Source organism: Arthrobacter sp. 18067, assembly GCF_902706295.1.
Classification (GTDB): Bacteria; Actinomycetota; Actinomycetes; order Actinomycetales; family Micrococcaceae; genus Arthrobacter.
Map to the genome: position 1 here is coordinate 1 of NZ_CACSJJ010000034.1, position 13,385 is coordinate 13,385.

Annotated in this window: 16 protein-coding genes; 4 read left to right on the forward strand and 12 right to left on the reverse strand. The window is 63.1% G+C overall.

The genetic code is table 11. The features are described 5' to 3' along the window. Nucleotides 1–785: 785 nt before the first annotated feature. Genes rpsN through rpmB form a run of 3 tightly spaced genes read right to left on the reverse strand, consistent with a single transcriptional unit; the run spans nt 786 to nt 1,499 of the window. Nucleotides 786–1,091, reverse strand: a complete 306-nt coding sequence (gene rpsN, locus GVL04_RS23080; RefSeq protein ID WP_011776360.1) for a 30S ribosomal protein S14 — start codon at nt 1,089–1,091, stop codon at nt 786–788. Between the two features lie 4 nt (nt 1,092–1,095). After that, nucleotides 1,096–1,263: a 50S ribosomal protein L33 gene (rpmG, locus tag GVL04_RS23085; protein WP_003798558.1), complete on the reverse strand. Its 168-nt coding sequence runs from the start codon at nt 1,261–1,263 to the stop codon at nt 1,096–1,098. Continuing rightward, nucleotides 1,263–1,499 (reverse strand): 50S ribosomal protein L28, encoded by a 237-nt coding sequence (rpmB, locus tag GVL04_RS23090; RefSeq protein WP_011776361.1) that lies wholly within the window; start codon nt 1,497–1,499, stop codon nt 1,263–1,265. Before rpmB ends, rpmG begins: the two co-directional genes overlap by 1 nt. 396 nt (nt 1,500–1,895) lie before the next feature. Between rpmB and GVL04_RS23095 the strand changes: the two genes are divergently transcribed. The 3 genes from GVL04_RS23095 to GVL04_RS23105 are packed head-to-tail and all read left to right on the forward strand — an operon-like array spanning nt 1,896 to nt 4,577. After that, a complete protein-coding gene (locus tag GVL04_RS23095; RefSeq protein WP_159708909.1) occupies nt 1,896–3,371 on the forward strand; it encodes a ferredoxin reductase family protein in 1,476 nt (491 codons plus the stop codon). After that, nucleotides 3,368–3,802, forward strand: a complete 435-nt coding sequence (locus GVL04_RS23100; protein ID WP_200846940.1) for an FMN-binding protein — start codon at nt 3,368–3,370, stop codon at nt 3,800–3,802. The genes GVL04_RS23095 and GVL04_RS23100 overlap by 4 nt, the downstream gene beginning before the upstream one ends. Further along, entirely contained in the window at nt 3,786–4,577 is a 792-nt protein-coding gene (locus tag GVL04_RS23105; protein ID WP_159708910.1) for an FAD:protein FMN transferase, read from the forward strand. Before GVL04_RS23100 ends, GVL04_RS23105 begins: the two co-directional genes overlap by 17 nt. Here the strand turns inward: GVL04_RS23105 and GVL04_RS23110 are convergent. Further along, nucleotides 4,574–5,338, reverse strand: a complete 765-nt coding sequence (locus GVL04_RS23110) for an SGNH/GDSL hydrolase family protein (protein WP_159708911.1) — start codon at nt 5,336–5,338, stop codon at nt 4,574–4,576. The two genes, GVL04_RS23105 and GVL04_RS23110, sit on opposite strands and share 4 nt — an antisense overlap. A gap of 53 nt (nt 5,339–5,391) precedes the next feature. Further along, nucleotides 5,392–5,871 (reverse strand): MarR family winged helix-turn-helix transcriptional regulator, encoded by a 480-nt coding sequence (locus GVL04_RS23115; RefSeq protein WP_091463442.1) that lies wholly within the window; start codon nt 5,869–5,871, stop codon nt 5,392–5,394. A 69-nt stretch (nt 5,872–5,940) separates the two neighbouring features. Here GVL04_RS23115 and GVL04_RS23120 point away from each other — a divergent pair, with 69 nt between their 5' ends. Further along, nucleotides 5,941–6,228, forward strand: coding sequence for a YciI family protein (locus GVL04_RS23120; protein ID WP_159708912.1), 288 nt, complete (start codon nt 5,941–5,943; stop codon nt 6,226–6,228). On the opposite strand, the gene GVL04_RS23125 is transcribed toward GVL04_RS23120, so the two are convergent. The 7 genes from GVL04_RS23125 to GVL04_RS23155 all read right to left on the reverse strand — a co-directional run bounded on the left by GVL04_RS23125 (nt 6,204) and on the right by GVL04_RS23155 (nt 13,235). Next, complete coding sequence (locus tag GVL04_RS23125; protein WP_159708913.1) at nt 6,204–7,028, reverse strand: SGNH/GDSL hydrolase family protein; 825 nt, start codon at nt 7,026–7,028, stop codon at nt 6,204–6,206. The two genes, GVL04_RS23120 and GVL04_RS23125, sit on opposite strands and share 25 nt — an antisense overlap. Further along, nucleotides 7,025–7,855 carry an SGNH/GDSL hydrolase family protein gene (locus GVL04_RS23130; protein ID WP_159708914.1) on the reverse strand — a complete coding sequence of 277 codons (831 nt, stop codon included), beginning with the start codon at nt 7,853–7,855 and terminating at the stop codon, nt 7,025–7,027. The genes GVL04_RS23125 and GVL04_RS23130 overlap by 4 nt, the downstream gene beginning before the upstream one ends. A 204-nt stretch (nt 7,856–8,059) precedes the next feature. Continuing rightward, nucleotides 8,060–9,115, reverse strand: coding sequence for a siderophore-interacting protein (locus GVL04_RS23135; RefSeq protein ID WP_159708915.1), 1,056 nt, complete (start codon nt 9,113–9,115; stop codon nt 8,060–8,062). Next, nucleotides 9,112–9,936 carry an ABC transporter ATP-binding protein gene (locus tag GVL04_RS23140; RefSeq protein WP_159708916.1) on the reverse strand — a complete coding sequence of 275 codons (825 nt, stop codon included), beginning with the start codon at nt 9,934–9,936 and terminating at the stop codon, nt 9,112–9,114. Before GVL04_RS23140 ends, GVL04_RS23135 begins: the two co-directional genes overlap by 4 nt. A 1-nt stretch (nt 9,937) precedes the next feature. After that, nucleotides 9,938–11,020, reverse strand: a complete 1,083-nt coding sequence (locus GVL04_RS23145; protein ID WP_159708944.1) for an iron chelate uptake ABC transporter family permease subunit — start codon at nt 11,018–11,020, stop codon at nt 9,938–9,940. A gap of 23 nt (nt 11,021–11,043) precedes the next feature. Continuing rightward, nucleotides 11,044–12,159, reverse strand: coding sequence for an iron ABC transporter permease (locus GVL04_RS23150; protein ID WP_159708917.1), 1,116 nt, complete (start codon nt 12,157–12,159; stop codon nt 11,044–11,046). Between the two features lie 5 nt (nt 12,160–12,164). Beyond that, nucleotides 12,165–13,235 (reverse strand): iron-siderophore ABC transporter substrate-binding protein, encoded by a 1,071-nt coding sequence (locus tag GVL04_RS23155; RefSeq protein ID WP_159708918.1) that lies wholly within the window; start codon nt 13,233–13,235, stop codon nt 12,165–12,167. Nucleotides 13,236–13,385 lie beyond the last annotated feature (150 nt).

Consider the following 13,385-nt stretch of genomic DNA (forward strand, 5'->3'; position numbering starts at 1 on the left):
ACCAATTGAAAAACAATCGGTATCAACAAACTTGGCACACTATTGAGTTCTCAAACAACAGACACTACCGGCACCACCCACACCCCACAGGGTCCAGGATCGCTCCGGAGCAACTTTTCAAACTTACCCGATCAACCGGATCTTGGCAAATCAGCGTTTCCGCGATTTTCGATCCAATCCTCGGCCCCACCCTGCACAGGCACGCTCAAAAGCGGGCCATTTTTCAGGCTGTTATCAAGGGGGTCGGCCTCCGCGGTTCTCAGCTCCAGGCTGTCTCACTCGCGGCGACTCAGAAGACATTACACGTCCCTAAGCCTCGACACAAATCCACCCTCAAACGACCAGAAACCCCACAAAACACGGGGGAAACAGGGCCAGATGGCCGCCGAACCACCCCGAATCCTCCAGGAACAACCTTGGTGAACCCCGTCACACCACCGGGCCACCACCAACTAGCCGTCATGGCACAAAGCCAGCAACCGCCGTCGAACACCAACGCCTCACCAAGCACAACAGCCCCTTGGAACCGACCGCACCCCCACCACGGTGAGAGAGCGTTGCTCGAAAACGACGATTACGTGAGAGAGCGCCAATCGAAAACGACGAAAAGATGAGAGAGCGTCGGCAGGGGCAATCGCTATCCGGCAGTGCGCGCTTAGGACGACCGCCGCCGTCCGGCGCCACTGACCACCACCACTCACCAGCCGCCGCCTTCGGGCACAAACGCTTAAACGCAGAAAAGGCCGGCAACCATAACGGTTGCCGGCCTTTTCAGAGCTTCGTGATTACCAGGAAGACTTGGTGATGCCCGGGAGCTCACCGCGGTGAGCCATGTCGCGGAAGCGAACACGGGAGATACCGAACTTCTGGAGCGTGCCACGGGGACGGCCGTCGATCTGGTCGCGGTTACGCAGACGGATCGGGGAGGCGTTGCGGGGCAGCTTCTGCAGGCCGAGGCGTGCAGCTTCGCGTGCTTCGTCAGTCGCGTTGGGGTCAACCAGGGTCTTCTTCAGTTCGAGACGCTTGGCAGCGTAACGCTCAACAATGACCTTGCGCTGCTCGTTGCGAGCAATCTTGGACTTCTTTGCCATGTGTTTAGCGCTCCTCTCGGAATTCGACGTGCTGGCGGATCTTGGGGTCGTACTTCTTCAGGACCAGACGGTCCGGGTCGTTACGACGGTTCTTGCGGGTTACGTAGGTGTAACCCGTGCCCGCGGTGGACTTCAGCTTGATGATCGGACGTACGTCCTTGTCCTTTGCCATTAGAGCTTTACTCCTCGTGCCAGGATGTCGGCGACGACTGAGTCGATGCCGCGTACGTCGATGGTCTTGATGCCACGTGCTGACAGGGTCAGCGTGACATTACGGCGCAGGGACGGAACCCAGTAGCGCTTCTTCTGAATGTTCGGGTCGAACCGGCGCTTGTTGCGACGGTGCGAGTGCGAAATGCTGTGTCCAAAGCCCGGCTCGGCTCCGGTCACTTGGCAGTGTGCTGCCATGACTCTCCTCCAAAGATTGAATGTAACGGCGTGCAGATGTTCCTGCGTTACCGTGCGACAGGCAGCGTCCGCATCCGGGTCCAAACCATTTCGGTAGTTTCCGCAGCAAGTGCGGCGAAGAAGGTTGGCCTCAGGACCGGGCAGTGACAAACACTGGAACAGGTCCTGGGATACCGGGCGAATACAGGAATGCACGCAACTTGAGCCCCTAACTACCGGCCACCGGGATGTCGGAAAAACCGACAGTCACCACCAACCGGAGCAATTGCACACGAACCGCACTACCTAGCGCCTAACTATTCTACGGGCCAGGCCAAATTAAGACCAATCCGGCATCATACGCCCTCTATAGCTCTTTCACAGCAGAACGAAAGGATGCTCGGTGAGTCTTAGGTCATGACCTCGTTATTGACCCCGGATTCGCCGGCGGAAAGCACTCCGGCAGCGGCCTCGCGAAAGCGGCCACCCGCCGTCGAACGTTTCCGGCCGCAGGCACGACGGCGGCTGGCCCGGGCTGACGTCCTGGCTTTCCTCGCGTGGTTGTCACCGGTGGCGGCGGCTGCTTTGTGGCTGGCAGACGGCGGCGCCAGGGGCTTCAACTCCTGGGCCGGAACCGCAACGGCCTTAGGTATCGTGGCCGGGCTGATCGGTATGGACCTGGTGCTGTTGATGCTCTTGCTCGCGGCACGGATCCCGTTCATCGACAACACCATCGGGCATGACCGCGCGCTGGAAGTCCACAAGAAACTGGGCAAGCCGGCCCTTTATCTGCTTCTGGCGCACGGGCTCCTGATTGCCTTCGGCTACGGCGCGGCCGAAGGCTTGGATCCGGTCAGCGAGCTTGTTTCCCTGTGGGTCAACGTGCCGGACATGTGGCTCGCCATCGTGTCCATGGTGTTGTTTGTTGCCGTGGTGGTCACCTCTCTGGTGGCTGTTCGTCGCCGGTTTGCCTATGAGTTCTGGTACGTCATCCACCTGCTCACGTACGCGGCAGTCCTGACCGCCATCCCCCACCAATTCAGCGTTGGCGGGCTCTTCGTCGAGGGCAGTTGGCAGCGCTGGTACTGGCTGGCACTGTGTATGGGCACGGGGGCTGCCCTCCTCATCCATAGGGTCTACCAACCGCTGGCCGCGAGCTTCCGACACCAGCTCACCGTAAGCCGCGTAGTGCGGATAGCGCCGGACGTTTTCAGCATCGAGATGACGGGACTGAACGTGGAACGGCTCGCTGGAAGCGGCGGCCGGTTCTTCTTCTGGAGGTTCCTTGCCCCAGGCCATTGGTGGCAAGCGCATCCCTTCAGTTTGTCCGCGGAGCCCGTCGCGGCCACGCCTACAGACCGAGGACCAACCGGCACCGGGAAACTGCGGATTACCGTACGGAACCTCGGCGACGGCTCGGCACGGCTGGCCCACGTCAAACCCGGAACCAAGGTGGCCATCGAAGGGCCCTACGGATTGTTCAGCACGGCCGCGAGGTCCCGTAACAACGTGGTGATGATCGGCGCCGGCATCGGCATCACTCCCCTGCGGTCGCTGCTCGAATCAACCCCTTTTGAACCCGGGCACGCCACGGTTCTCTTGCGCGGCCATGGCGGGTCCGAACTCTTCCTCGGCCAGGAAATCATGGCCCTGTGCCAGGCACGAGGGGCCACGCTCTACCACCTGACAGGCCCTCGATCAGCAGGACTGCACACATGGCTCCCCCAGTCGGCTGCGGAGGCCGGATTCACACTCAGCTCCTACGCACCCGGCATTGCCGAGGCCGACGTGTATGTCTGCGGCCCAACCCCGTGGGCGGCTTCGGTCATCCGGGACGTCCAGTCCGAGGGAGTCCCGGCGGAACAACTCCACTACGAAAGGTTTGACTGGTGAGAATCAGAGCAGCATTGGCAACAGCCCTGGCTTCCGCCGGCATCCTGCTGGCAGGCTGGCAGTCCGGAGCGCACATCGCCGACACCGGCACGGCAACCACCACAAGCTTGAGCAGCGCCACCACCTCCGATAAATCCAGTACCGGGAGCACGACGGCGGCAACGTACGACGGCGCGTCCGTCCAGACCCGCTTCGGGACAGTCCAGGTGCAAGTGACGATCCAGGACGGAAAGATCACGGAGGTCACGGCGTTGCAGCTCACTGATGCTGAACGGAAGTCGGCCCAGATCAGCAGCCGCGCAGCACCGGCTTTGCGGTCCGAAGTACTCCAAGCCCAGTCCGCCAGCGTCCAGACCATCGGCGGCGCGACAGTCACCAGCGACGCCTACCTCACCTCGCTCCAGGCAGCCCTCGATGCAGCCAACTTCTAGCGGACAACAGCTCCGTGCCCGGACCTTCCGCAGCATGGGCACGGTGGTGAGCCTGACAGTGGCGAGCGACACCTACGCCGATACCGCCGTGGACGAACTCGAGTCCGCCGTCGACGTTGTGGAAGGTATCTTTGCGCACCTTGACCTGACGTTCAGCCTGTACCGGAGCGGCTCCGAGGCGAGTCGGCTGGCCCGCGGTGAGCTGACATTGGCCTCCGCGTCGGAGACCATGCAGGACCTTTACGCAGAGGCGTCCGAGTGGCGGTTGGCGACGGACGGCGCCTTCACAGCTGAACGTCCGGATGGCACCTTGGACCTTTCCGGGATCGTAAAAGCACATGCGGCGCGGGAAGCGGCGTTGTCGCTCGGGGCCTTGGGGCTGAGGAACTGGTGCCTGAACGCGGGCGGCGACGTGCTGGTGAGCGGGTCACCCGGGCCCGCAACGCACGAACCCTGGCTTGCCGGCATCGTGGACCCGCTGGATCGCCGGGCGTTGTTGGGCGCTTTCCCGTTGCAATCCATGAAGGCCCTGGCAACGTCCGGGTCTGCCGAACGTGGCGACCATATTTGGGCCGTAGGAGGCGCCAAGCCGGAGTTTGTCCAAGTCTCCGTCGCGGCAGCGGACATCGTCACCGCCGACATCCTGGCTACGACCATCGTCGCCGGCGGCACCCGGACGTTGGATCAGGCGGTTGAAAAGTGGAACGTCGCCGTGCTCGCGGTGCGGCCCGACGGTGAACTGCTGGCCACGCCGGAATTCCGGACCGCCACCTAAAGCGGCCTGGTCAGTTCGGGGTACTTCGGGCTCAAGCCGTCGCCGGAGGACACACCACGTACACGGCGGGCAACCCACGGCGCCGCTGATTCCCGGAACCAGCGGGCGTTGGACTTCAGGGCCTCCACGCGATTCATCAAACGGACGGGTGCGAGTTCGGGAACCTCGATCACGTGCTCGTGCTCGAGGACGTCGAGCACGCGCTTTGCCATGTTGACGTGGCCGGCAGTGGACATGTGCATCCGGTCCTCACCCCAGAGGCGCCAATCGTCGTACTCGTCGAACCGCCAGTAATCCACCAGCAAAGCGCCATGGTTCTCGGCAATTTCCCGCACCAGTTCGTTGTAGATCGCAGTGCGGCCGCGCATGGCGCTGAAGACTTTGGAGCTCTTGGCATCAAAGCCCGTGAAGAGGAGCACTGTGGCGCCGGTGGCACTCAACTTGGCGATGCCGGCGTCGTACTCCTCAAGGAGTGAGTCAATATCGATCTTGGGCCGCAGGATGTCGTTCGCCCCCGCGTACAGCGTCACCAAGGTTGGCTTCATCGCGACGGCGGCATCAACCTGTTCGGCCATGATCTGACGTAGCTTCCGGCCGCGGATTGCGAGGTTGGCGTAGCCGAAGTCGTCGTTACTGCGAGCCAGTTGCCCGGCCACCACATCAGCCCAACCTCGAACGCCGTTGGGACGGTTGGGATCGTCGTCGCCGACGCCCTCAGTGAACGAGTCACCCAAGGCAACATAACGGGCAGAAAAATCCATGCCGTCAGTCTGCCACTTGAACGCCCAGGGTCACAAAGCCCGCGGCGGGAGCGCTACGAATCGCGAAGGATCCAGTGGTTGTTGTCCAGGCGGGCAACGATCTTCTCTCCGATGCGTGCGAGGTCGGACACGTCTTCCGGGCTCAGCGAATCAAGCATCAGGGTGCGCACGGATTCCACGTGTCCCGGGGCGAGGGAAACGATGGTGGACATGCCGGCGTCGGTCAGGTGGGCCACCGTGACGCGGGCATCACCGGGGTGTGCCTGCCGTTCAACCCAGCCACGTTTCTGCAGCTTGGTGACCACGTGCGAAAGGCGCGACAAGGAGGCACTCGTGCGCGCAGCAAGCTCACTCATGGGAAGGTATCGGCCCTCAGTTTCGGAGAGCATCGCCAGTACGTTGTAGTCGAACAGGGACAGTTTTCCGGCCGACTGAAGCTGGGTGTCCAAAGCCGAGGGAAGCAAGGTGTTGATGCTCAGCAGGGCCAGCCAAGCACGTCGTTCGTCGGCGTTCAGCCAGCGGGGTTGAGTCATGCATCCATCTTATGAGAATTCGCTGCTTTCTTTGGGTCACGGCCGCCGCACAGGCGATAGGCTGGCGGCATGTTTGTCGTCTCATTGACCTACAAGGTTCCCGACGAAATTGTCGACTTCCACCGCCCAGGCCATATGGCCTGGCTTAAGGACGCGTTCGACGCCGGGATCTTCCTTGCGTCAGGACGCCGCGTTCCAGCCACCGGAGGCGTGCTGCTCTCCAAAGTGGACAGGGCTGCCTTGGATGCCTCGCTGGCCGAGGACCCGTTTTACAGCAACGGAGTGGCCGAGTTCGAGATCATCGAGTTCACCGCAACGAGCGTCGCCGAGGGCTACGAAAACCTGCTGGACAGCTGAGGCATCTGCGCTTTCGCAGTACCCAGCCGCTCAGGCAGAACCACCGGCATGAGCCCAGGCCAGCGCGCCCCCAGGTGGTCGCCGCTCGAAACGCCGCGTAGCCGGCGGGAAAGCCAAGGTCCGACGTCGCGCCTCAGCCACGCGACGTCGTCGGCGATGTTTTCGGCGCGGGTCCGTGGACGGGGAGCTGCAAGCGTGGGCGACTGGAGTGAGTGCGGCGCACTCAGCACCTCCAGGACCTTCTTGGCCATATAGCTATGCCCCGGAGTGGACATGTGCAGGCGATCCGGAGCCCACATGCGCGGGTCTTGGAACTTCTCGAAGCACCAATAGTCCACCAAGAGCGTCTGGTACTTCGCCGCAATCCGCCGAATGGTGCGGTTGTAGATTGCTGTGCGAACTTTGAGCGGCTCAAGCAGGGGCGACAAGAGAACGTTGTAGCCCGTGAACAGCAGGATTGTGGCGCCGCTCGCTTTGAGGCGCCTCACCGCATCTTCGTAGTCCCTCATGAGCTTGGCCATGTCCAGCCGTGCCATGAGGAGATCATTGCCGCCTGCGTAGAAGCTGATCAGGGTGGGGTTCATGGCCAGGGCGGGCTCGATTTGTTCGTCGATGATCCGCTGGAGACGACGGCCGCGGATGGCCAGGTTGGCGTATCGCGTTGCGGCATCGTGCCGCGCCATTTCTTCTGCAACACGGTCAGCCCAGCCCCGGCAGTTGTTGGGGAGCCTGAGGTCGTTGTCGCCCACACCTTCGGTGAAGGAATCGCCGAGGGCAACGAACCTGATCTGTTGCGTCATTGTGTTGCCTCTTCCATGAGTTTCTTCAAGCCACCCTTGCGAGGCACCTTCACCGGCTGCGGCCAGCGCGGGGTGAGGGTATCGCCGAGGGTGACCCCGCGCAGTTTGCGCCCAAACAGTGGAACCACCCAGTCGTTCACCCAGCGGCGCTGCCGGCGTTCCCATTCGCGCATGGACATTCGGGTGGGCGGGTCCCATTCCTTGGGCGAGATCTTGTGCGGGACGTTAAGGTGGTCCAACACTTGGGCGGCCAAGTACTTGTGGCCTGCCTTGGACATGTGCAGCCGGTCCGGGGCCCACATCCGCGAGTCTTTGTAGGCATCGAAACACCAGTAGTCCACCAAGACGGCGCCGTATTTGGCCGAGATGTCGCGGACCCTTTGGTTGTACAAGGTATTGCGCTTCTTGAAGGGTTCCAGCACAGCAGAGACCTTCACGTCGAACCCGGTGAACAGGACCAAGGTGGCGCCGGTTTCGCTCAGGCGCGCGACGAGCAGCTCGTAGTCATTGAGGAGCGCATCCATGTCCGTACCAAAGTCGAGGATGTCGTTGCCGCCCGCGTAGAGCGTGATCAGGGTTGGTTCCATGGCCAAGGCAGGCCCAAGCTGTTCGTCGATGATGTGCCGGAGCCTTTTGCTGCGCACTGCCAGATTGGCGTACTCCCAGCCCGGCTGTGCCTTGGCCAACTTCTCGGCCACCCGGTCGGCCCATCCGCGGACTCCGTTGGGCAGGACCTTACTGGGGTCCCCCACGCCTTCGGTGAACGAATCCCCGATGGCGACAAACCGCCGTCGAGCGTTACTCCCGTCCCCGAATTCCTCCAGCACCCCAGCGACGCTACCCGCTCCGGGTTACACCGGAGCCAACCCCAAGTGAACTCACAAAACAACCCCAAACCCGACGGAGAAGGAGAGGGCAACGAAAGGTGCGGCGCGGCCGGTTGGCGGGCATCCGGCAGCGTGCGTCAAAGCGACGAAGGAGCAGCACGCCGAGGATGGCCGACAATCGGCCACCCAACGGTAGAGCTGGACTTAGCCCTCTGCCTTGCCTCGTCGCCAGTAGCCCATGAAAGCCACTTGCTTACGGTCAATGCCAACGTCCCGCACCAGGTACCGCCGCAATTCCTTGATCACGAACGCTTCACCGGCGATCCAGGCGTAGAACGGCAGGGCACCCGCGGGCAGGGTGGGATTCTTGCTTGCTTCGATGGCTGCGGTGTCCATGCGCTGCGGGGTTTCCCAGAGAATTTCCTGGTCCACGTTGACGTCTTCGGGTTCGGGGCCGGCGGCGGTCCCATCACCCTTGATACCAACCCAGCCCGGCACAGGAACGGCCTTGGCCACGGCTTCCTTGAGGAGTTCACCGTGGGGGCGCGAGCGTCCGATGGCGGCTCCTCGTGCGAGCCAGGTGATTTCGATGTCAGCTGCGGTGTTGATGTCTTGGAAGTCGGCGGCTTCGGGGACTTCGAGGAAGGCATGGCCGGTCATGTCGGCGGGCAAGCTTTCGAGGATGGCGCTGATCGCGGGTACGGCAGTTTCGTCGCCGGCCAGAAGGACGCGCTGGGCCATGCCCGGACGCCATTCAATGCCACCGTATGCGCCGGCTGTGGTGCACTGGGCTGCGCGATTGTTGGGGCCGATGATGGTCAGGGAATCGCCTGGTTTCGCTCCAAGTGCCCAGTTGGCTGCGGGTCCGCCGTGTCCGGCGTCGTCGAAGTGCATGACGAAGTCGATGTCGATCTCCGGGTATACAGCGTCAAGGCGCTCAGACCGGACGGTGTACGTGCGCATGTCACCGCGGACGGACGGGTCCATGGCGAGCCATTCCTGGTACCAGCCGGCTTCTTCCATCTTGAAGACAGGCAGCGGGATCTGCTGTCCCGACGCATCGAAGGACGGGATCATCAGCTTCACGCGCAGGTCCAAGGTGTCGCCTGCTACACCGAAGTCACGCAGCGAGTAGCCGCCGAACGTGATCCGGCGGAAGTTGGGGCTCAGCTCCTGCACGGCAGTCACTGTGACGTCAAAGGCGAGGGTCATGGGTTCCACTGCGGCACTTGCTTTGGTCTGGGTCGGTTGTGCACTCATGAGGCGATCTCCAGTTCGTTGGTTGAAGCGGGGCGTGCGTGGTGGCGTCCGATGGGGACGATCAGCGGTGTACCTGAGATGGGGTCCGGAACCACGCGGGATTCCAGTCCAAAAACGTTGAAGACCAATTCCTCCGTCACAACGACGGGAGCGGGCCCTTCGGCCACGATGCACCCGCCCTTCATGGCGATGACGTGGTCCGCGTACCGTGCTGCCAGGTTGAGGTCGTGAAGAACGATCGCTACGGTGGTGCCGCGACTGCGGTTGAGGTCGGTGATCAGGTCCAGGACTTCCACTTGGTGCGCGAGGTCGAGGTAGGTGGTTGGCTCGTCCAACAGCAGGACTTCGGTTTCCTGGGCCAAGGCCATGGCGATCCACACGCGCTGGCGCTGGCCGCCGGACAGTTCGTCGATGCTCCGCTCAGCGAGTTCCAACGTGGCGGTGGCGTCGAGCGCGCGCTGCACCGCGGCGTCGTCGGCGGCGCTCCAACTGCGGAAGAAGCCTTGGTGCGGGTAGCGGCCGCGGCCCACAAGGTCCCGGACGGTGATGCCGTCGGGGGCGGTCGGGTGCTGCGGGAGCAGTCCAAGGGTGCGGGCGAGTTCGCGCGCGGGACGGGTGTGGATGTCTTTGCCGTCGAGGGTCACCGAGCCGCCGGCGGGCTTAAGCAGGCGCGACAAACCGCGCAGCAGGGTGGACTTGCCGCAGGCGTTGGCGCCCACGATCATGGTCACTTTGCCCTCGGGGATTTCAGTGGAGAGCCCCTCCACCACCTTGCGCTGCTCATATTGGAGCGTCAGGTCCTTGGCATTAAGGACGGCCATGTCAGGCCTCCTTTCGGTTCGACGTGACCAGCAGCCACAGCAGGAAGGGTGCACCGAAGGCGCCGGTGATGACGCCGACCGGGAGGACGGTTCCGTCGAGGATGACGGGGGCGATGTTGGAGGCGAAGAAGTCAGCGAGGAGCACGATCAGCGCACCGGTGAGCGCCGACGCCGGGAGGCTCGGTTTGCGGACGATGCGGCGGGCGATCGGCCCTGCAAGGAAAGCCACGAACGCTACCGGACCGGCGGCAGCAGTTGCGACGGCGGCGAGTCCGACGGCGGTCAGCACCAGTCCCAGCCTGGCGGCGTTGACCTTAATGCCGAGGCCTGCGGCGGCGTCGTCCCCGAGTTCGAGGATGCGCAGCGGCCCGGCCAAGGCAATGACGGCGGGTACCAGGACCAACAGGGAGACCGCAAGGACGCCTGCACGGTCCCAGGTGGCCGAGTTCAAGGATCCGTTGAGCCAGATGAGGGCGTCGGCTGCAGTGCGGATGTCGGCGCGGGTCATGAGGAAGTTGACCACTGCGTGCAGTGCAGCGGCGATGCCAACGCCTGCAAGGATGAGGCGGTTGCCCGCGGCGTTGCCCCGACTGCCTCCACCTGCGCCTGAACCAGTGCCGCGGGAGATCGCGTAGATGATGGCTGCGACGCCGAGCGCGCCGCCAAGCGCAGCCCAGGAAACAACGACTCCGGAAGCTCCGAAGATCACGATGGCCGTGACAGCTGCCGCGCTTGCGCCGTAACTGATGCCGATGATGTCCGGGCTTGCGAGCGGGTTGCGCAGCATGGTTTGGAAGAGTGCGCCGGCCAGTCCGAAGGCGATGCCGATCATGGTTCCAACCACGGCACGGGGCAGCTTGTGCTCCATGACAATGAAGCTGGCGCCCGGGATCTTCTCGCCGCCGGTCAGATGGTTGATGACGATCTTGAAGAAGTCCGGAATGGTGACGGTGTAGCTGCCCAGGAGCACGTACACGGCGAACATGACCACTACAGCGAGCCCGAGGAAGAAGGTGGGGCTCAGCACGCGCCGAAGTGACAATTGATGACCATGTTTGCCGGAATGATTGGCATTAAATGCCATCTCGGGAGCGGATTTGAGGGCGGTCACAGCCCGGCCCCCTTCCCACGGCGGATGAGCCAGACGAAGACGGGGGCACCAATGATCGCCGTCATGATGCCCGCGGGGACTTCACCGGGAAGCAAAATAACGCGGCCAACGATGTCGGCACTGATCAACAGGATGGGGGCCGCAACCGCGGAGAACGGCAGGATCCAGCGGTAGTCCGGCCCGGTCAGCGAGCGTACGGCATGGGGTATGACAAGCCCCAGGAACGCTATGGGTCCCGCCACGGCAGTGGCGGATCCGCAAAGCAGGACGATCCCCAGCCCGGTGATACTGCGGGCCAAGGTGACGTTCTGGCCGAGACCGCGGGCAATGTCGTCTCCCAGGGCCAGGCTGTTCAGAATGCGGCCGCCAGCCAGGACAATCAGGGCCCCCACGGCGAGGAACGGCAGCGCCGGCAGAAGGACGGACCAGTCACGACCACCAATGGTGCCCACCTGCCAAAAGCGGAAACGGTCAAAGGTGTCCTGGCTGGAAACCAGGATGACATTCATCAGCGAGAAAAGGCCAGCGCTCAGCGCCGCACCCGCCAGGGCGAGCTTGACCGGCGTCGCGCCGTCCCGCCCCAGGGACGCAACGGCGTAAACCACGACGGCGGCCGCCGCGGCGCCGATGAAGGCGAACCAGATGTAGCCGGACAGTGAGCCGATACCGAAAACGTAGATGCCGACCACTACGGCAAGGGCAGCGCCGGCGTTGAGTCCCAGGATGCCCGGGTCGGCCAGCGGGTTGCGGGCCACGCCCTGCATCGCTGCGCCCGCCAGGCCAAGCGCAGCGCCGGCCAGCAGGCCCAGGACAGTGCGGGGAATCCGGGCGATGACCACAGCGTGGTTACCGTCGGCCGGATTGAAGTTGGTGAGGGCTTCCCACACGGTGTTGAGGGGAAGTCCACGCGCGCCGATCGCCAAGGATGCGGCGCTCACTGCGGCGAGTACGACGACGGCCACCAGCAGCCAAGCGGTGCGCTTGCCTGCGGTGCTGCGGGAACCGGTTCCCCCTCCGGTTCCCGCAGCGTCAGGGGTGATGCCTCCCGGGCCAGCCGACACTGAAGTGCCGTTGCCCCGCCCCTGGACTGCCGTCGTCGTACTCAGTTTCATTGCAGTTACTTGCCCGCTGCGTCAGCAGCCTTACCCAGCTGGGGCAGGAACGTGTCCAGTGCCCACGGCAGGCTCAGCGGAGATGAAGCGGAGATGGAGAGCGTCAGGGTGTTATCCGAATCGGCAACGAGCGCGCCCTTCTTGATGGCCGGGATCTGTCCGAGCAGCGGATCAGCCTTGATGGCATCTGCCGTGGTGGCGTCCGGAACCCAGGTAACGAAGATGTCGGACTCGAGCTCGTTGGCCTTCTCAGCCGACCACGGGATGAAGAACTCAGTGGTGGACTTGGTGTTCTGCTCAACAACCGGAGCCAGCTTCATGCCGATTTCGGAGAGGAAGCGGGGACGGTTGTCGATGGCGGTGTAGACGTTGGCGCCGTCACCCTTGGCAGGCTCGAGGTTGCCGTAGATGAAGGTCTTATCCTTGATCTGCGGGAACTTGGACACCTTGTCCTTGACGGTGGTTTCGGTGTCTTCGATCAGCTTCTTGGCTTCGGCTTCCTTGCCCAGTGCCTTGCCGATGAGCGTGGTGCTCTCCTGCCACGGCGTACCGTAGGCGAGCTCCGGCTGCGCCACAACGGGGGCGATTTCGCTGAGCTTCTTGTAGTCAGCCTCTTCCAGGCCGGAGTACGCGGCCAGGATAACGTCCGGGCTGAGCTTGGCGATCTCGGTGAAGTTAATGCCGTCTGCCTCGGAGAACTGGACCGGAGCCTTGTCGGTGCCAAAGCCGGCGCCGAGCTTCTCCAGTGCTGCGTCCTTCCAAGGGGTAGAGCCCTTGTCGTTGTTGCCCCACTCGTTCTTCGGAACACCAACCGGGACAACGCCCAGGGCGATCGCGATGTCGTCATTGACCCACGAGACGGTGACTACGCGCTTGGGCTGTTCCTTGATTGTGGTCTCACCAAAGACGTTCTTGATGGTGACGGGGAAAGCTGCGGATGCCGCCTCGGAAGAAGCCGGAGCCGAGGTTGAGGGGCCGGTGGAGCAGCCAGTGAGGGAAAGAGCGACGGCGGCCAGGGCGGCCGTCGCGGTTCCTGCTGTTTTCAGCAGGGCGCGGCGTGGGAGAAGGGAAGCCACGGGACTCCTTAAGTAAGTGATGCGAACCTAAGTAAGGCTAGCCTAGCCTGCCGATAAATAGGAAACGTTTGCGTCACGTAATCCCCCGTACAGTGCGGGTATACGAGGAATTGCGATGCAGATCACACGCTCTCTCACCTTCCAACCCCT

Coding starts and splice junctions, on each gene's coding strand:
- rpsN (WP_011776360.1), bottom strand. CDS start 1,091: ATGGCAAAGAAGTCCAAGATTGCTCGCAACGAGCAGCGCAAGGTCATT.
- rpmG (WP_003798558.1), bottom strand. CDS start 1,263: ATGGCAAAGGACAAGGACGTACGTCCGATCATCAAGCTGAAGTCCACC.
- rpmB (WP_011776361.1), bottom strand. CDS start 1,499: ATGGCAGCACACTGCCAAGTGACCGGAGCCGAGCCGGGCTTTGGACAC.
- GVL04_RS23095 (WP_159708909.1), top strand. CDS start 1,896: ATGACCTCGTTATTGACCCCGGATTCGCCGGCGGAAAGCACTCCGGCA.
- GVL04_RS23105 (WP_159708910.1), top strand. CDS start 3,786: ATGCAGCCAACTTCTAGCGGACAACAGCTCCGTGCCCGGACCTTCCGC.
- GVL04_RS23110 (WP_159708911.1), bottom strand. CDS start 5,338: ATGGATTTTTCTGCCCGTTATGTTGCCTTGGGTGACTCGTTCACTGAG.
- GVL04_RS23115 (WP_091463442.1), bottom strand. CDS start 5,871: ATGACTCAACCCCGCTGGCTGAACGCCGACGAACGACGTGCTTGGCTG.
- GVL04_RS23120 (WP_159708912.1), top strand. CDS start 5,941: ATGTTTGTCGTCTCATTGACCTACAAGGTTCCCGACGAAATTGTCGAC.
- GVL04_RS23125 (WP_159708913.1), bottom strand. CDS start 7,028: ATGACGCAACAGATCAGGTTCGTTGCCCTCGGCGATTCCTTCACCGAA.
- GVL04_RS23135 (WP_159708915.1), bottom strand. CDS start 9,115: ATGAGTGCACAACCGACCCAGACCAAAGCAAGTGCCGCAGTGGAACCC.
- GVL04_RS23140 (WP_159708916.1), bottom strand. CDS start 9,936: ATGGCCGTCCTTAATGCCAAGGACCTGACGCTCCAATATGAGCAGCGC.
- GVL04_RS23145 (WP_159708944.1), bottom strand. CDS start 11,020: ATGGCATTTAATGCCAATCATTCCGGCAAACATGGTCATCAATTGTCA.
- GVL04_RS23150 (WP_159708917.1), bottom strand. CDS start 12,159: ATGAAACTGAGTACGACGACGGCAGTCCAGGGGCGGGGCAACGGCACT.